Origin of the sequence: Prevotella sp. AM42-24 (assembly GCF_003461825.1) — a bacterium.
Lineage (GTDB): Bacteria > Bacteroidota > Bacteroidia > Bacteroidales > Bacteroidaceae > Prevotella > Prevotella hominis.
On the sequence record NZ_QTXV01000010.1, the window covers coordinates 1 to 19,430 of the forward strand.

At 45.0% G+C, this 19,430-nt stretch carries 11 protein-coding genes; 1 reads left to right on the forward strand and 10 read right to left on the reverse strand.

Annotated elements, in window-relative coordinates:
* Positions 1-69 precede the first annotated feature (69 nt).
* From DW917_RS05200 to DW917_RS05245, 10 genes are all read right to left on the reverse strand, one after another.
* A complete protein-coding gene (locus DW917_RS05200) occupies positions 70-525 on the reverse strand; it encodes a DUF6078 family protein (RefSeq protein ID WP_118116993.1) in 456 nt (151 codons plus the stop codon).
* Positions 526-734: 209 nt separating this feature from the next.
* Positions 735-2,156 (reverse strand): ATP-binding protein, encoded by a 1,422-nt coding sequence (locus tag DW917_RS05205; RefSeq protein WP_118116994.1) that lies wholly within the window; start codon positions 2,154-2,156, stop codon positions 735-737.
* A gap of 526 nt (positions 2,157-2,682) precedes the next feature.
* Positions 2,683-3,999 (reverse strand): ATP-binding protein, encoded by a 1,317-nt coding sequence (locus tag DW917_RS05210; RefSeq protein ID WP_118116995.1) that lies wholly within the window; start codon positions 3,997-3,999, stop codon positions 2,683-2,685.
* Positions 4,000-4,308: 309 nt separating this feature from the next.
* Positions 4,309-6,900, reverse strand: a complete 2,592-nt coding sequence (locus DW917_RS05215; protein ID WP_118116996.1) for a DUF4962 domain-containing protein — start codon at positions 6,898-6,900, stop codon at positions 4,309-4,311.
* A gap of 12 nt (positions 6,901-6,912) precedes the next feature.
* Positions 6,913-7,575, reverse strand: a complete 663-nt coding sequence (locus DW917_RS05220; RefSeq protein ID WP_118116997.1) for a hypothetical protein — start codon at positions 7,573-7,575, stop codon at positions 6,913-6,915.
* A 59-nt stretch (positions 7,576-7,634) separates the two neighbouring features.
* Positions 7,635-8,156, reverse strand: a complete 522-nt coding sequence (locus tag DW917_RS05225) for a hypothetical protein (protein WP_118116998.1) — start codon at positions 8,154-8,156, stop codon at positions 7,635-7,637.
* Between the two features lie 70 nt (positions 8,157-8,226).
* The gene (locus tag DW917_RS05230; protein WP_118116999.1) at positions 8,227-9,945 is read right to left on the reverse strand and encodes a RagB/SusD family nutrient uptake outer membrane protein; all 1,719 of its coding nucleotides are present in this window, start codon (positions 9,943-9,945) and stop codon (positions 8,227-8,229) included.
* A 14-nt stretch (positions 9,946-9,959) separates the two neighbouring features.
* Complete coding sequence (locus tag DW917_RS05235; RefSeq protein ID WP_233524639.1) at positions 9,960-13,145, reverse strand: TonB-dependent receptor; 3,186 nt, start codon at positions 13,143-13,145, stop codon at positions 9,960-9,962.
* 29 nt (positions 13,146-13,174) lie between these two features.
* Positions 13,175-15,790: a DUF4962 domain-containing protein gene (locus DW917_RS05240; RefSeq protein WP_233524640.1), complete on the reverse strand. Its 2,616-nt coding sequence runs from the start codon at positions 15,788-15,790 to the stop codon at positions 13,175-13,177.
* A 24-nt stretch (positions 15,791-15,814) separates the two neighbouring features.
* On the reverse strand, positions 15,815-17,182 hold the full coding sequence (locus tag DW917_RS05245) for a sulfatase (RefSeq protein ID WP_118117001.1): 1,368 nt from the start codon (positions 17,180-17,182) through the stop codon (positions 15,815-15,817).
* A gap of 235 nt (positions 17,183-17,417) precedes the next feature.
* On the opposite strand from DW917_RS05245, the gene hepC reads away from it, so the two are divergent.
* Entirely contained in the window at positions 17,418-19,421 is a 2,004-nt protein-coding gene (gene hepC / locus DW917_RS05250; RefSeq protein ID WP_118117002.1) for a heparin-sulfate lyase HepC, read from the forward strand.
* Positions 19,422-19,430: the final 9 nt, after the last annotated feature.

The window sequence follows — 19,430 nt, forward strand, 5'->3', positions numbered from 1 at the left end:
GCTAGGTATGATACCGTATTCTCTTAGTAATTTGATGTATTTGTAGTTTCCTGTATTTAGTTGACTACATTAGCTTTTGGTGAAGTCAATTTCATCAGAGAAGTGCTCGAATTCAGCATCATGATATCCGTAACTATCGAATAGTTGTTTGATGTATTCCTGTTGTTCTGGCAGGAGTTTGAGTTTTCCCAATTTGTATCGGTAGTATTGTCCTTTGCTTCCGAGATATTCTCTCATTTTGGCTCGCAGTGCAGGAGCGTCTTTCACTTTTATTTCGGCAAAGAGTTTGTCGAATCCCCATGCCATTTTCACGACACGCAGCGGTGCGAAGTACTTGCATTTTCCGTCTTTCAGAGCATTTGGGAAAATGGCTTCTCCTCTATCCTTCTTGTCTTTATCGTAGAGTGCAGATAGATAGTGTATGCATTTGTCTTTCATCGGACATGGTTCGGTGAAGCAATAGGTGATGATACTAGGTACGTTTCCATACTCAAAAGCTTGTTTCAACAGTTCCTTTTCATCCATGTTTCTTTAAGTATTAAGAATAAAACTTTTTTGTTTTATTAAACGCAAAGATAGTCTATTTATTGCCTGGGGATGGGATTATTATCAGTTCTTGAATACATCTTTTATGTTTTTCATGTATTATTCTTGTATCTTGTGCAGATACAAGGGTTGTCTATCGAGAGGGTGTGTCATAAGTCTGTGACGCACCCTCATTTGTTTATACGACTTTATCCGAACAGGTCGTCCATTGTAATTTGTACTTGAGCCAAGGCTGCATACTGTGTAAGGCGCACGCCAAAAGTAGTAATCATCGTTGTGATAATACCACTTTTTATCCCTGTTTCTGCCACGAAATCAGCCATACGATTACGAATGCGCATATCCTCCTCCTTAGTGATCGTGTAAGGCATCTGCGAATACTTGATTTCGCATAGATTCACGAGATTATCGGCACGTTCTATCAGTAAGTCGATTTGCGCAGCTGGCTTTGAAACCTTACTTCGCCAAGAATAATACTCGGTATGGATTTGGTCTATCCCCAAGAAATGCTTGATTTGAGGAATATGCAACATACAAACTCGCTCAAAAGCCAAGCCATACCAAGTATTTTGACGAGGTTTTCCCATCAAGTGAGTCCAATATCCCGTGTCCGTCGTACCAGGATGGCAAAACGTCATATAAAATAATGTATAGAGGTCGGTGAGCTGAAAGATTTGATCTTTCTGCTTTATCTTCTTATCCCTGGTATTATACCCTCTTACGAAATCGCAATTGATCAATTCACTAAGAACCTTTGTCAAAGTTCCACCCGATTTCAGCTTCAATTTCTCCATGATTTCCTTTCGGGTCATACCTTGTCTGCATGAGGCAAGTACCTCTATGACACGCATATAGGCCTCAGAATTTCTAAACAAGGACGAATATAGTCTTCCATATTCTCGCTTCAGTTCAGCGTGGGATGAGAAAAACAATCTGTCGACATTCCCTTCCACACCTTGCTTTTTATCCAACAAACTGAGATAATAAGGTACCCCACCAAGGATGCTATATATCTGAAGGATAGAAATGCGAGTCCATGAGAATCCATAAGCTTGCAGCAGCAGTTCCGTCTCACGAAGAGTAAAAGGAGCAAGATACATCTCGTGCGTTATCCTATTATGAAGCCCACCATGACTATCTATCAGATTAGCTATCATCCACGACGTGGCACTGCCACAAACGATAAGCATGATTTCACTTTGGTAAGCTGCCCATCCGTTCCAAAAGTGCTCAAAAGCCTGTTGGAAACCAGATTTCGGCGTATCCAAGCATGGTAGTTCATCGATAAAAACAACGAGTCGTTCTCCTTTCATTTTTGCCTTTAACAACTGTTTTAATGCCTCAAAAGCCTCTGTCCAATTCGTAGGAATAGGCTGTTTGGAATCTCCATATTCCCTCAGCGCAAACCCGAAATTAGAGAGTTGCGCCTCAGCTGGTGCCTCTATAGACCCAGACATATCAAAGGCAAACTTATCACGGAAGAGATTTCTCACAAGATAAGTCTTGCCGATACGACGCCTGCCATATACAGCCACAAACTCAGCTTTGCCAGAATGATAATATTCTGTCAACAGCTCGATTTCTTTCTTTCGTCCGATAATTTGCTCCATATCTTTTTAATCTAACTTTAATGATGGTGCAAATATAAGATAATTATCCGAGAAAAGCAAGGATTCTTTAGCCAAATCGATGAATTTTAACTCGATTTGGCTAAAGAATAGGTTATACTATAGCCAAATCGAGCAATTTTCCTTCGATTTGGCTATAGAACGCCTTGTAGTTACCTTTCTATTTCATCCTTTCAACTATCCCTTAGAACTGATAATAAACTGAGCCCATTTTAAAAAGTAAGGCTGTTTAAAATGTTTATATTTCACGAAAATAATCTCTGATTTATGCCGTTATCTGGAGTGTTTTTCGTATCTTTGCCATACTTAAAGAAGTTTTCTGCAAAAATACAAATCTTTTGCGGAAAGGCAAAGCCCGAGCTTGTGAAAGTTTGGGCTTTGTTGTAAATAAAAATGTTTTTTAAAGATTTCGTATCTGTGAAAAGGCAAAAAATAAAAAGGGGTGCGTCACAGACTTATGACACACCCTCTTCTATTTTCCTATCATATCTATAGTTGTGCCGTTAAGTTAAGTAGTCAAATAGTCTTCAAGTAAGAATGGGATGACTCCGACATATATTACTCCATCATCATCTACCCACATCTTTTGGCTACCATCGAGTACTACAATTTTACGGAAGAAGTCGTCTGTGTTATGCAGAGAGAATGTTTCTTGTTTTTTCTTTTCGGGAGTGTTGACATTTAAGGCAGATTGAATATATACCTTTTCGCTGCCAATGTTGACTACAAAATCAATTTCATATTGACATCGTTTGCGTTTGCCGTCAAGCATTTGGTCAACCTCTACAACTCCAACATCAACATTGTACCCTCTATGCAAAAGTTCGTTATACAACATATTCTCCATTAAATGTGAGCGTTCTTGCTGCCTAAAGTTTAGCTTGGCATTTCTTAATCCAAGATCAACTGCATAGTACTTCTGGATGGTATTGAAATACTTCCTTCCTTTGACGTTATATCTTTTTGCACTGTTAAAAAGAAAGGCATCTTCCAGATAGTCGAGATAGTTTTTTATTGTGTGATCTGATGTTGACTTATCTAATAGTGAAGCAGCTGTACATGCCAGTTTATGAGGGTTGGTCAGTGATCCTATAGATGAGGATAGTGCATCTACTAAAGCACTTAGAACAACATCGTCTTTTAGCTTGTATCTTTCCACAATATCCTTCATATATACATTTGTAAAAAGTCCTTGTAGATACTTGGCTTTTTCTTTCTCATCTTGCTCTAAAACAGCTAAAGGCATGCCGCCATACATCATATATTGTTCGAGAGCATCTGCTTTTTCTAATTTGGAATATTCAAAGAATTCTTTAAAGGTTAAAGGAAAAATCCGAATCTCTGTACCACGATCTCGAAAGTTGGTCACTATGTCTTTTGATAGCATTTTTGAATTAGAACCTGTAACATAGATGTCAAGATTTGGGCGAGACATCAGGTCATTCAGTACATCATAGAAAGTAACATATAGCATATCTTTGTCTTCCTCTGGTACTAAAGATTCATCTATATCCGTATTCTTTACTTTATATGATAATTGAATTTCATCTATCATCACGTAATATTTCTTATCTTCAACTCCTGTTTGCTCTATTATATAGTCATACAGTTTGTTGGGATTTCTGAACTGGATGTTGGATTTTCTGTCTAATGCAAGTTCTATAAAGCTATCAGCACTGACGCCACCCTCTATAAGCTTTTGCTTAAAAAGGGTGTTTAGTAGGTATGATTTTCCGCAGCGTCTGATGCCGGTGATAATCTTTACCTTTCCATTCCATCTTTTCTGCATAAGCAGAGATATGTATTCCTTTCGCTCTATTACCATATTTTTAACTTTAGACGATTCTTACTGCAACTTTTGTCGCAATTGCGACTGTTTTTGCACTGCAAAGATAGACATTTATATTGAAATTCCCAAATCTTACTGCAACTTTTGTCGCAATTGCGACTGTTTTTGCAGTAGAACGCGAAAAATATGCATATTGACTTATACTATAAAAAGTTTCCAACCAAAAGGCGATATTTTAGTCTATGACAATCCAAGCAGTTGAAGCATTCATATAGACAATGAAAACGGGATGGTTCCAATCGAACCATCCCGTTTTGGTTGGGCGGGCCTCAGTTATCACTAACTTTATTTGATGGCCCTGGTCTTTATATTGACGTGATCAGTTTGTGTTTGTTTACGAACCGTCCCGTTGACGGTATCATTTAATGTGGAATTTCCCAATTCCGAATATTCAAAACTTACATTTTCTAAAGTCGTGTTTGTTACTTTCAGATAAGCCTTACCTGAGGCAGCCATTTTTGCTTCGATGATCCAGTTGCCGATACGGAACGTGTCTCCATGGCTGGAAATCTGTTTCAGAGCGGTCTTGGAGTCAGCCACTTGCATGATGGCAAGCACTCTTGTTGCAGCTTGGTTGGCGATATTGGCTGTGAAATGCCATTGTTTAGGGTATTTCGCTGTAATACCCGATTTCGGATTGACAAAGAACTCATCTGTCTGGCTCATCGTCATAGCGTCGTTGCAGAAAAGACGGGTCTGTGTTACGAATCCCTTGGTTGCATTCTCCGTAGTGAGTGTCTTCAGGTCGTTGTCGATGTCAAAAGCCACCTGACTGTGCAGGAGCCAATCCCATCTTACAGGACTTGTTGCCTCCAACTCATCGTACATCAGCATGATATTGTCTGGATAGAGCATCAATATATGTCTTCTGTATTTCTTGAGTGGTGTGGCGCCGAAGCCGAACTCTGGAGTTTGTGAAATACCTGCAGCCTTGAAAGCGTCTATCCACATGTCGTCGTTGGATATTCCGCTGTAGGCATGAGAAGCATCTCCCAGGCAGTAGGCGATATGATCGCCGCCCATGGCTCTCGTAATGTCGCCATAACCTGTGGTAGAGAATGGCTGGCCGATGCCATCTACTAAGATCGTGTTGTGTGCACGACTGTGACGGTAGGACAGGATGTTGTGCTTGTCGCTGAAGTTCTGGTAGTAACCAGTACTGTTATAGACGTAGTCACCGCGATAGAGCACATTGAAACTATTCTGGTCTGCCAACGTATGGCTTCCTGATCCGAAGGTGCTTGAACGGAAAGACATGGCAAAATCGTTATCGACGTTTTTCACATCAGAGTGAGCGATTACCTCGCCCAAGTCTTCCAGCCACATCATCTTAGGATGACTGTCAGGGAAGTCGGATACATAGTCATTCTTCTGGCAGTTTGCCATGCGGTAGAGGCGCAATTCCGGGTCGTTTCTTAAAGACTTCGGCTGCTGGGCTGCGTACCATCCTGCGTAAGCATCTCCCAGTTCTCTTGCCAGGAAGTCTGCATAGGCTACTCGCTGTCTCTGTGGCGTATCGTACCATTCCCATCCATCTCCGAAACCGAGGCTCTTGGATGATGGAGGCCATGTATAGACGATGGTTTCTCCAGCCTTCTTGAACCATGGATGCAGGAGGAAGTTGCTCTGTGCGATGTGGCTGAACAGTTTCGGAACATAGTAGAGTGTCTCTACATTGTTGGCAAAATACTTGGTTCCGTTCTGCCATCCTCCATCACGGTTGTAACCCATTGATGGTGCGCGAGCAGTCCAGAGTTCATAGTAGTATTCCATGATAGGGAGCACCTCATCGCGGTAGGCAGGTTTGTCGCAAAGCAGGAATGCGCATTGCATCAGCACTCTCATGTTCTGTTGCCAGAAGTGGTTGTCGAAGATATGGTTTTCCTCGTATGTACATTGGCGAGGATAGTAATATCTCAACAGGCGCATCAGAATCTTCTCTACTTGCTCTCGCTCTGTCGTTGTCAACTCTTCATAGAATTCGTCATAAATAGGTATCAGGCAGAGGGCTATGTCTGTGCTTTCAAAGTTGGATGCGAAGAGTCTGCTGTCTGGCAATGGAGTAGAAAGAAGTTTGCGGAACACGCTGAGCATCTTTTCCTTGTAGTTAGCGTGCTGCTTGGCAAATGTCTTGTCCTTGCTTGCCACGCGTTCGCTCTTGGTCATCACGTATGCCGTGTGCAGGTAGAGAGTTGTGTATTTCAAGGTCTTTCCTGCATTGGCCCAAGGGTTTGCCATTCCATCTACATCTCTATCTACTTCCGTATTCGCCAGGTTGATCATCGCCTTGTAATCTACTAATGATTTCACTTTGTCCTGTGCTTCTGGCAATACTTCATTGAGGAAACAGTAGAGTCTCGGATGTGTGGTAGGAATATTCTTCTCGATGGCAGCAAATGCCGGTGTTACGAAGTTGTCTGCATTTCCTTCCACCTGGAATTTGTAGCTTCTGCTCCAGTCTGAAACCTTTCCTTCCTTCGACTTCTGGCGGTAGCGCCAGTACCATGTTCCGTTTTCCAACGTGCGATGAGGATTGTACATACACCATGCCTGCATGGCTGACTGGGTAACCGATGTTTCAAAGTCAGGATCTTGCGAAAGTTCGAATTGCAGACTGTCTGAAATCTTCATATTCATAGGAACAATCAGCGGTGACGGATTGATGATCAGCTCATTGTCGATTTGTGGATAAGGACGGGTACGCATCTTGTCGTGCCAGGCCTCAGGATAGGTTTTCTCCTCCCCTTCAATCTCTGTAGGAGGTTCCGGTTCTGTAGGAGGTTCTATGTACTCCTCTGAGCTGGAACAACTCAACATCAGCACTGCCGAAAGCAGTGCCAACATAGAGTTAAGTTTACGGGGTGTTAATATTTTCATGTGGGTTGATGATTACTTTTTAACGACCTTCTTGCCATTAACTACGTAAATGCCAGCCTTTACAGTATTGATGTCATTGCTGATGTAGTTGCCAGAAAGGTCATATACTTTATTGTCTTTCTTTACATTGATAGTAGTTACTTTCTCAATGCCTGAAACGCCATCAAGATAAGTAATAGTAAGCTTTCTTACCTGAATTGCCCCCTTCTTGATATTCTTCAAGGTTACACTGCCGCTATAACCTTTCCAAGTAGGTTTTTCGTAGGTAAAATCACCTGTAGCTGTAAATTCGTAGTTAGGCTTATCATTCTTGATTTGTGCAGAGTTGCTTCCAAAAGTAAAGTCAAATGTAATTTCTGTAATTGTATGCTTGGTCGTCTTCAGAGTGAGGCTATTGCCCTTTGTCAAGTTTGTTGCCCATGATATTACACCGTTTTTCTTGGTGTCATATTCGATAAAGGTAGGGTCTTCATTACCATCACCTTTGCTGAAGCTGATTTCGATTTCTGAAGCCTCGTCTGTATATGATACACCATCCAAACTCTGACCAACTTGCCAAACTTTGTCTTTCAGACCATACAAGTTCATTTCAGTTGATGCAGTTTCCTGTGCGAAAACATTGTTATTTACTAATGCGATAATGGCTATAAGAGCCAACTTTAAAAAATTCTTCATAATCGTTCTGTTTTAAAAATTGATAGTTTAGTTTATGCTTCTCGTAGGAGAGAGGATGCTTATTCGGCATCCTCGTAAGTTACTACGATTTTATGGATTTCGATACCTGCCTTGTTTGTCAGGTTCTTCAGTTCGAATTTCTGGGTTTTACCAGTCCAGATATAGGTGTAAGCCTTCTCGCCAGGATAAGTTCCTTCTGGAGTAATCTGGTAATTCTTGCCGATGGCAGCCTTGCTCTTGGAAAGATAGTAGAACTGTACGCTCACGATATTCTTCTTCTCTGTAGAGATAGTCAGCGTATTGCCAGGCAACAGACAAGCAGCCTGAACATCTACACCCTTGTTGTTGGCATCGATTGCATACTCTGGAGCCTTCTTGCCGTCTGCAGTTGCAAAGGTCATAGTGAGGTTTGACTTCTTTCTTACGATAGATACGCCATCCAGTTTCTGGTTGATAGTCCATGCACCAGTAGGAATGTCGGTCATCTTTGGAAAATTGAAAGTCTCTGTAGCTGTCTGTGCATTGACAGAGCAGCAAACCATTGCTACGAGCGCAATGAGAAACATTCTTATCTTGTTCATCGTTCCTTTTGTTTGATGGTTAGTTTTTGTAAACCGGTTCTTTTATTCCGAACCGGTTCCTTTGTATTGATTAATTATAACCAGGGTTGTTCTTGCCTTCCAAGAGCCCATTAGACTGAATTTCAATTAATGGAATTGGGAACAACTGGTGCTTGCCTTCAACGAAGTTGATGTAAGCAGGATAACCCTTTGCACCCTTATTGAAGAAGCACTTGGTTCCGAAACGGATGAGTGCGTCTTGCAATACACCCCAGCGGATGAGATCGTACTTACGCTGACCCTCGAAAGCCAACTCAAAGCCACGTTCCCAGTAGAGAGCGGTGCGAACCTTACCCTGCTCGTCGTTATCGGCGATGAAAGCCTGACCAGTCTCATTACCAGCTTCATCCAGTTTCACAAGATTATACATGCCAGCCTTGTGGTAGATTGCATTGTAGTTGGCAGCGTTGACTTCTGTAGCACCGGCACGGTTACGTACCTTATTAATCAGAGTCCAAGCCATTTCAGTATTACCCAACTCGTTGTAAGCCTCGGCTGCCATGAGCACTACGTCAGCATAGCGGAGCACGCAGTAGTTAACGTCCGTACAGTTAGGATCCTTGAATCCGATAGGCATCCATTCTCTGCGCCACTTGCCAGGGAACCATTTATTCTTACCCTTTTCGGTAGCGTAGTTGTTCTTTACATGCTGCTTCTTCGCATTGTCCCACTTGAAACCATAGCGGCAAATCGTAACATCGCGGCGCTGGTCGTTTTCATCATAGAAGTCGAACCACTCAGGAATCACACGGAAGAAAGCATTGGCACGTCCCATAACCTTTCCGGTCTCTGTTGGAGCCACGTTAGGATTTCCTACTTCAGGACCATTGTAAGAACCCCACCAGCCACCATTTCTTTTGCCTTGCTCGTGTGTGAAGGCAATTTCGAAGAGGCTTTCCTGACTGTTGAGTATCGATTGGTTGAAACTCTTGAACAGCTCCTCGTAACCTCCTGTGAAGAAGTCGTGGTTGCTGCCTGTGAAAGCTTCCCATTCCTTGACTACCTGCTCAAAATATTCCTTGCGTTTCTCTGCACTTGGAATTCTGTCGCCATCCATACCCCAGGTATGGCCTGCACGCTGCAGTAATACGCGCATCAGCATGGCGCGGGCTGCTCCTTGGGTAGCACGCTCTGGGCTGGAAGTTGCGGTAGCCCATGGCAAGTGTTCTTTCGCGAAGTTGAGGTCCTCTACCATCTGGTCGAAAATCTGATCACGATCTACACGTGCAGTGTATGCAGAACTGTAATCCTTTGAATAGGTGGTCTTGAAAGGTACGTCACCCCAGTATTTCACCAGGTCGAAAGCCTGGAAAGCACGGAGGAAGTGTGCCTCTGCATCCAACTTCTGTAATTTTTCGCTACCTTCGTAGCCTGCCATGCCCCTGATGCCGTCGATGCACATGTTGGCACGGTCGATACCCTGATAGTTCAGAATCCAGATGTTCTGCAACCATTGGTTGCTTGCATCTACATTATAATGACTGATATCGCGGCGGGTATTGTCCTTGTTAGTTCCATTGATCATGTACATGTCGTCGGAAGAAGGAGTTGCCATTTCTGCAGAACCATAGTGGTTCTGGTCGGAGATGGAACTGTAGATTCCCATTACTGCCATGTCTGCATTCTGGGCATCTGTAAAGTAAGAATCCTTCTCATAGAATGAGTCTGGTTTCTCGGTGAGTGTGTCGGTACAGGAAATCATGCCCGACGCACCCAATATTGCTGCTGCAATGAATATATATTTTTTCATAACTGTCGAATTAATTAGAATGATAGGTTCATACCGAAGATAAATGAGCGGCTTCGTGGATAAGCTCCGTAGTCAACACCTGCTATTGTTGCCTGACCGAAGTTAGAGACCTCAGGATCGTAGCCTGAATAGCTTGTGATGGTGAAGAGATTGTTGGCTGTTGCGTAGAATCTCAACTTGCGGATACCTACCTTGCGCAAGGTGCGGGATGGGAAGGTGTAACCGATAGTCATGTTGCTCAGTTTCAAGTAAGAAGCGTCCTCTACTGCCCATGAGTGAACATAGTTGTTACCCTCGAAGCAGTCGTAGTAAGCTGCTACTGTTTTGCCCTGGTTGATTTCTGCCAACTTAGCCAGGTCTGTTACGACCTTACCCTCGCTGTCGATTGTCATCCAGCGGTTTGAACTGTTCATTACGTCGAGCGCGTTGCGGTTTGTTGTACCCACCTTACTGTTGGTCAGCTTGGTTGCGTTCAGCAGGTCTGCACCGATGCTGTAAGTGAAGTAAATACTCAAATCGAAATTACCTACATTGAAGGTGTTGTTGATACCTCCATAAACCTTAGGGGTTGCATGACCGATAATCATTTTGTCCTCCTCGCCGATAGTTCCGTTTCTGTCCTTGTCCTCGAACTTCCACATTCCTGGCTTCACCTTATTCTTGTCGCCGTGATAAGGAATTCCGTCCTTCAACTTGTAAGTGCCGGTTGCCTCATCGTAGCTCTCGAAATCGTCAGCTGTATAGAGACCTATAGTCTTGAATCCGTAGAATTGTCCTAAAGGCTCGCCTATTGCCACGCGGTGTGTATTCTGTGCAAAACCGAAGTTTGCCTGGAAATACTGAACCTCTTCACCAGTCAGCGCCTCTACGGTGTTCTTGTTGTGAGAGAGCGTGATGGCAGAACGCCAGGTGAACGATGGCTTGTCGATGTTCACAGAGTTGATGGTCAGGTCGATACCCTGATTCTTGGTCTTACCTGCGTTGATAATCATGGTTCTGTAACCAGATGAGTAAGGCAGGGTTGTATTGAGCAAAAGGTTGCTACTCTTGTTGATGTAGAACTCTGGAGAGATGGTCAGACGCTGGTTGAAGAAACCGAAGTCCAAACCGAAGTTGAAGGTCTTGTTAGCCTCCCATTTCAGTTTCTCGTTAGGAATTCTATTGGTAGCATATCCTGTACCCAGACCATTGCCTACTGCAGTGAATACTGGACCTAAGGTAGCCAAACTGTTGTAGCTGCCGATACGGTTGTTACCTGCGAGACCATAACCCATGCGAACCTTCAAGTCAGAGAAGATGTCCAAGTCCTTGATGAATTTCTCCTCAGCAGCACGCCATGCAGCAGAGAATGCTGGGAAATAACCCCACTTGTTGTCTTTACCGAACTTAGAAGAACCATCGGCACGCAGAGAAGCTGTGAAGAGGTAGAGGTCCTTGTAGTTGTAGTTCAGACGGCCGAAGAATGAAACGAGCTTGTCGTCATAATTCTGGCTGGATTTTACCACGGTAGGAGTACCGAGGCCCATGTCTGCCAGTCCGAAGCGGTCGTTAGGAAAGTGGTCGGCAGCAGCACCGAAGCTACGGGTTCCACGGCTTACATACTCCTGACCCAACAGGGCTGTAAAGTTATGAGCCTTCTTGAACTTCTTATTATATGATAAGGTGTTAGATATCTGGAATGTCTCATATTCGTATGTATCGATAGAGCCGTTGATGCTGGTACGCTTGGCGAGTACACTCTCGTCTCCGTAGAAGAGGGCATTGCGGCGTGTCTGGTAGCGATAGCCTACAGTGGTACGCCAGTTAAGACCCTTCATGATGTTGTAAGTGAGGTCGCCATTGGTAGAGAAGGTGCGGAACTCGCGTTCGTTGGTCTCCTCGCGTGCTGTAATCAGCGGACTCTGCATGGTGTTACCGCTATCGTCAGCCAGGATTGGGTCTTCGCCTTCGAGGAGTGAAGAGTCTTCTCCCTTGATACCGGCTGTAGGGCGATACTGCAGGATGGCACTCATCTTACCGAATCTTGCGTCACCATTCTGAGCTGTTCCTAAACCCCAGATCTTGCGTATGTCGATGTTGGCGCGTGCAGAGAAGGTAAGGCGCTTGTTGATCTTGCTCTTGAAGTTGAGCGTGATGTTGTGCTTCTTGTCGCCACTGAAAACCATAGCCCCCTCATCACGGAAGAAGTTGTAGGCAGCAGAATACTGATTATCCTTGTTGCCACCCTGTACGCTTACGCGATAGTTCTGAACGAAAGTTGTACGTCCCAAAGTCTCTTTCTGCCAGTCGATACCTGCACGGTTAGCATAGTTGGCATCGATGTCCTCGAATGTACCATATCGGCTGTTCCACTGGTCCATGGTCTTGTCTGCTGTCAGCGTACCGAGTGTGCGTTCATAGTCAGCGAGTACGAACTCCTTCACGCTCATCACGTCGAGCTTGTTCATCATCTTGCGCCATCCGATATAGGTATCGAAGTTGATGGTAGCCTTGCTGTTAGTTGTTCCTTGCTTGGTAGTGACCACCACAACACCATTGGCACCGCGGGCACCATAGATAGCTGTAGCAGAAGCATCCTTGAGCACGTCGATGCTCTCGATGCTGGCTGGGTCGAGGTTAGAAAGACCGTCTTCTGTTGGGAATCCGTCGATAACGTAGAGAGGTTCATTGCTCTGAGAGATAGAAATTCCGCCACGTACACGGATGCTGATACCTGCACCAGGAGCACCATCGGCAGATGTTACCTGCAAACCGGCAATACGTCCGGTCAAGGCCTGTGAAATATCGCCAGCAGGCACCTTGAGCAGTTCATCACTCTTGATAGAAGAAACAGAACCGGTGAGATCCTTGCGCTGTACGGTAGCATAACCGATAACAACCACGTCTTCCATATTGATGGCATCAGTTTCCATGCGCACGTCGATCTGGGTCTTGCCCTTCACGCGTACTTCCTGAGTCTTCATGCCGATGTATGATATTACCAGGATGTCCTTAGCAGCATCCTTCGTCTTCAGGGTAAAGTTACCATCGAGGTCGGTAACAGTACCCACACCTTTTTCACCTTTGAGGGAAATGGTAGCACCGATGACTTCGAGTCCTTCATTATCGACTACCTTTCCGTGAATCGTTGTGCTTTGGGCAGACATGTCCATTGCTGCCAACGAGACCGCCAAACACGTTAATACTTTTCTGTAGTTCATATTGTTTAGTTTTTTAATTATTATAATGATTAAATTTCTAATTTTGGCAACTTATCAGTCAGGTTGAGTTCCTTACCTCCATCCTTGATGATGGTTCCCTCGCCCTTATAGATGATTTCAGCCTTTGTTTTGCCGTTCACAGCATGGAAGAATCCCTTGCCGTTTGCCTTCAGTTCTACTTCTATGGTCCAGTCTCCCACTTTAATCTTGCCATTCTTCATCACAGGTTTGCGCACTGCTGCGTCCTTGGCATGTGTGTCGATAATGGTTGCAAAATGGTAGTTCTGGCTCTTTTCTGATGTGGCAGTGAAATGCCAGTGGTTAGGGTTTGGAGTGAAATTACCCTTGTCGTCAGATTTCAGCCAGTTGGTAGCTGGATAGAAGAACTGGTCGGTCATCTCTGTCTTCAGTTTGGATGAAGAGAAAATGTAGGCATCCGAGATTCCTACGCCGTTGGTCGCTTCTACGTGTACAGCTTTGCCTTCTTGTCGAGTGGTCATCGGCTGGATGACGGTGTGGAGCAGGTAGTTCCATGTGACTGGTTCGTCTGCTTCCAATTCATCGTAGATGAACATCAGACCGGAATTGCCGAGGTCAATCATGTGTCGGCGATAGGTTTTGAGATGATTCTTATCCCAGCCGGTCTTAGGCGAGCCTTCTATGTCTGCCTGTTCGAATCGCTTCTTCCAGAGTGGAGAGATAATCTCGCCGTATGCATTGGAAGCATCTCCCAGTACATAGCTGATGTTCTTTCCCACATAGTAGCGTGGAATCCAACCATAGCCTTCTGTTCCGATGCGCTGGCCCATGCCGTTTACCAAGATGGTATTGTGGGCACGTGTTGCACGATGGCAGTAGATGGCGTGGCGATCTACGAACGAGGTATGGTGACCGCTGCTGTAGAAGAGTGACTTGCCGCCGTAGAAGGTGTTGAATGCATTCTGGTTGGCGATGGCATGAGAGGTGGAACCGTATGGACTGGAGCGGAAACTCCACATCGCATTATCATGATAGTCGTTCCAGTCGGTCATGAACGAAGCCAACCCGCTTTCTGGGAAGACACGCCCCAATGGTAGGTCTGCGAGGCCTTTGCCCTTAGGCAGCGGTTTGGCGTATTGCAGGCGGAACCAGGAGAGGTCGCCCGGCTTAGCCAGGAATGCTTTCTTCAGATAGCCCGGTTGTTCTGCCAGGGTTCTTCTTACGAAATCGGCTGCGTATGTGTCGCCAGTGATTCTTGCCAGTGCATCCAGATAACCTACGCGGATGGCGTTAGGCTGTAATACCTTCTGGTGTGAACTTCCGTTGCCGCCCGATTTGGAGAATGGAGGCTGCTGGAAGATGGCATACTGGATATTGTTCTTGTACCATGGATCCTGGAAGAAATCGAAACCTGAGAGGCGGCTGTAGAAATAAGGCACCTCTATCAGCGTGCGGGTATTTACCGTGAAGTAAGAATCTCCGTTGTGCCAAGCACCGTCCTTGTTGAGTCCAGGCATTCTTGCAACCCATACATTGTAGCAGTAGTTGGCCCAGAGTGCAGCCTCAGGAATTTCATTGTAGGTGGCAAAGGAAGCCATGGTGAGGATGCGGAGAGTCATCTGCCATACGTGGTTGTCGGCGATGTGGTTCTCCAGATGGTTGTTGTACTGTCTGTAGAGACTTCCTGCTTTTTCACGGATAGCTCCCAATAGGGAAGCTCGTTCTTCTGCAGTGAGAATATTGAAGAAGGAGTCGTAAGCCATCGTACAGGTGGAGAGCAGGGCTGTATCATTGAAGTCTCCCTTCACTTTTTCGCTCTTGTTCCAGTCAACCATGGTGAGCACTCGCTTCAAGGCTTCCTTGGCGTAACGCTCGTCCTTGGTCAGCAGATAGGCATAGACCAATGCGTAGCAGTTAGCTTCTTCCACATCGATGATGCGGCGGCTTTCACGGGTGAGGTAAGCCTTGCGCTGTACGGCGTTCTTCAGTTCGCTCAGTTTGCTGGTGTTGATATCGTCAAGTCCTTTCATCTTGGTTTTCAACACCTTTTCAGCCTTGTCAATATACCATTTGTATTCTTTCTTGGTAGAGCTGCGCTGCATGAACTGTTCCCAGTCTTTCTGGGTCATCCAGATGCGTGGATGGTCAGTTGGTAATCCTGCTACTACCTTGTCGAAGGAAGGAGGGCAGAACTTGCTGCCATTGTCGCCTACGGTAAACTGCAGTCTTTCCGACCATTTTACCTGTCCACCTATAACATATCCGTATTGCCAGTACCATTTGCCTGCAGCCAGATCGTTGTCCGGATTGAACATAGGCCATCGGGTTTCCCTGGTAACAGTTCCGTTGTGGAAGTTTGGATCCTGCGAATATCTTACCTTATATAATAAACTGGCTTTGTCGAGCTTGGATGTTTCTTCAAAGCCGTCGAAGGGAACGATGGAATTGTTGAATGCATCAGGAAGGGGCCATTGGAATGAGACCTTCCGGTCATCTACGGTTTCACCATCGAGTGGTGAAGGAGTGGCTCTCATCTCGTGCATCAAGGTCGTTTCCTTGAGAAAAATACGGCTTTGGGCACTTGCTTGAGTGCCCAAAGCGGTGATGAAAAATACCGCGAATGCCGTACGAGAGAGAAGATTGTTAAGTTTTCTGTTCATCATCATTTTTGAATCGATGTTAGTTGATGGTTAGTCTTTTGGTATATATTTATTTTTAAATCTTGTCAGTTTAGACGGGTGCTTGTCCATCCATTCACCCAACAGTTGGCGATGCAGCTTTACGATGTCGCTGTATTTGCGCTCCATGGCAAGATTTCTCATTTCACCTCTGTCGGTGTTCATGTCGTAGAGTTGCTCACGATATCGTCCGGTGTCGTAGAGTACGTATTTGTAATCTTTCGTACGCACCATCCATCCGATGGTTCCGGCAGTCTGTGCGAAAACGGTTTCCGTCACTACGTATTCCTGATGTTTCATGTCCGGGTCGCCTGCTTCCACCACATTTCTGAGGCTTTTTCCCTGGCAGTGGGCTGGTACCGGTATTCCCGCAAAGTCGCAGATGGTAGGCATCAGGTCTATGCCGTTGTTCACTAACTGTGGGAGCACCTTGCCTGCATTCTTGCCTTTCGGCAGACAGACGATGAACGGAATGTTGGCTACGCTCTCGTAGAGCACGGTCTTCTGATTCCACTGGTGCTGTGCAGCTCCGTCGCCATGATCGCTGGTAAAGATGACTATAGTATTCTTCCATAGATTCTCCTTGTCGATTTCGTCCAGAATCTTTCCGATTTCATGGTCGCCCAACTCGGTTTGTCGATAATAGGAATACAGATATTTGCGCCAGTCATCAGCTGTATAGTCGAGCGATGGGTAGAGACGGTGATTCCTTGTCTTTTCGAATGCTAATGCCGTAGCGTCATAAGGGTTTACGGCATAGTTCGCAGGTAACTGAGGACAGTCTTTCAGATCAGGCTCCTCGATTTCTCCGAATGGAAGGTTCTGATGGCGTGCAGCCTCGCAGATGCCGTGTGGCATATTGAAGGAAGCTACCAGAAAGAAAGGCTTTTTCTTATCGCGCTGGCGCAGAAAGTTGACTGCATCCTCAGCAAGTCCTTTATCATTATGTCCATGCAGGTTTTTGAATCCGAAAGCATGTTCGCCTGGCAGGGAATTGGTATTTACGTGCCATTTTCCGGCGTAAGCGCACTCATAACCGGCTTCTTCCATCATGTTGCCTAATGTGCGGGCTCTTACAGAGTCAGGCAGAGGCGTTTCGTTTTCCTGCATTCCTATGTCTGAAGGCATATAGCCTGTAAACATGGCAGAACGTGACGGACCGCTCAGAGGAAGTGCACAATAGGCATTGGTGAATCTCACTCCTCTTTTAGCGAGGGCGTCCATTGCTGGAGTTTTCAGGTCATTGTTGCCAGCACAACTCATGGCCGTAGCAGCTTGTTGGTCAGTCATGATGTAGATGATGTTCATCCGCTGCTGGGCAAAAGCTGTCATTGGAATCAGGGAGTAACATCCCAGAAACACTGTCAGACGATTCTTCATATATAATAATGTTATATGTTTAAAGTTTAGTTTGGTTTTTAAATCCGCTGCAAAGATACGTCTTTTGTCCGATATGTATCTGATAAAAGCGTACATTCGAATGTCTTTTCTGTACAAATGCGATAGTTGTACGTTTTTAAAGGTCATTTTTACGAATTCGATAGGTGGGTATGAAAATAAGTGCTAATTTTGCAACCAAATTATGAACAACAATCGTTAAACTAAACCGATCAAAATGAAAAAGGTTATCAATTTATTCAATCTTATTTTCCTTTTTTTGATGTCAACACAGGTGATGGCAGCCAAAGAGGAAGGAGAAAAGGTCAACTCTGACGTTTTCTCTATCATCAATCTCGACTACCCTGGTCTGGAGTCTGTCAAGGCTGAGTACCAGAAGGGTAATGAAAAGAAGGCAGCTGAACTGCTCCTTCATTATTATAGAACACGCACGGGTATCCATAATCCTGATGTAGATCTGAAGAAAATCTCTGTTTCTGCCCGTCAGAGAAAATGGGCTGACGATGCATTGGAGCATACTTTCTATGTTCACGATGGTTACCAGCCTTCCTATAATTATGGTAAGGACATCAACTGGAAGTACTGGCCAGTAAAAGATAATGAGTTGCGCTGGCAGTTGCACCGTCATAAATGGTTCACTCCGATGGGCAAGGTTTACCAGATTACCAAGGACGAGAAATATGCCATCGAGTGGAAGGCTGAATATCTCGACTGGATTAAGAAGAATCCATTGGTAGAGGTTACTTCCAATCAGTATGAGATGAAAGACAATAAGAAGTTTTCTGACGACGTAGAGAATGCACGTTTTGCATGGAGACCTCTCGAAATCTCTCATCGTTTGCAGGACCAGATCAGCCAGTTTACCCTGTTTGTCAATTCTCCAAACTTCACTCCAGAGTTCCTCACCGAATTTCTGGTCAACTATAACCGTCATGCAGAGTACATCCTGGGTCACTATTCCAAGATGGGCAATCACTTGCTCTTCGAGGCGCAGCGTATGTTCTTCGCTGGTACTTTCTTCCCAGAATTCAAGGATGCCAAGACTTGGCAGCAGAGCGGTATCGGTATTCTGAACCGTGAAATCAAGAAGCAGGTATTCGATGATGGCGGTCAGTTTGAGCTTGACCCTCACTACCACCTGGCTTGTATCGGAATCTTTATCAGAGCTCTCGTAGTGGCAGAGGCAAACAATTGCATCAGCACCATTCCACAGTCTTATGTAGATACAGTGGAGAATATGATTACCTTCTATTTCAATATCTGTTTCCCTGATTACAGTAATCCATGTTTCAGCGATGCGAAGAAGGGCGATATGAAGGAAGAACTGAGCAACTACAAGAAGTGGATGAAACTCTTCCCTAACAATGAGGCCATCAAGTGGTTTGCTACTCAGGGCAAGAAGGGTAAGGCACCAGCCAACCTCTCCAAGGGTTTCCTTACATCAGGTTTCTTCACTTTCCGCAACGGTTGGGATATGAATTCTACCGTGATGGTGGTAAAGGCAGGACCTAAGGGCGAATGGCATTGCCAGCCAGACAACGGTACTTTCGATCTCTGGTTCAATGGCAAGAACCTCTTCCCAGACAGTGGTTCCTATATCTATGCCGGACCAGGTGAGGTACAGAAGATGCGCGACTGGTTCCGCCAAACCTGTGTACACAATACATTGACGCTCGACAACAAGAATCTCGAGACTACAGAGTCTAAGACCCTCCTTTGGCTGCCAGACGGCAACCAGCAGGTATTGGTAACTCAGAACCCAAGCTACAAGGATCTCGACCACCGTCGTACTGTATTCTTCGTTGATCAGACTTACTATGTTATTGTGGATGAGGCTCTCGGCAGCGCTACAGGTAATCTCAATCTCCATTACCTTTTGACCGACGGCAAGACTTCTACAGAGAAGAACACTATCCGTACAGACTATAAGGGTGAGAGCAATGTGATGATAGCTTGCAATAGTGCTTCTCCTATGGAACTGAAGCAGGAAGAAGGTTGGTATTCTACTGCTTATCGCAAGAAGACAGCCCGCCCATCATTCTCATTCAATGTAGATAAGAAAGATGCCAAGCCAGTACGCTTCGTTACCATCATCTATCCTGGTAAGGACGTGAAGTCAGTTTCTGCAGCAGGTAAGGTGATCAGTTCTACCGACAAGAGCCTGAAGGTAAGTGTGAAGGTGAACGGCAAGAAGCAGCAGCTCTCTTGGAATATCCAATAACGAAATACT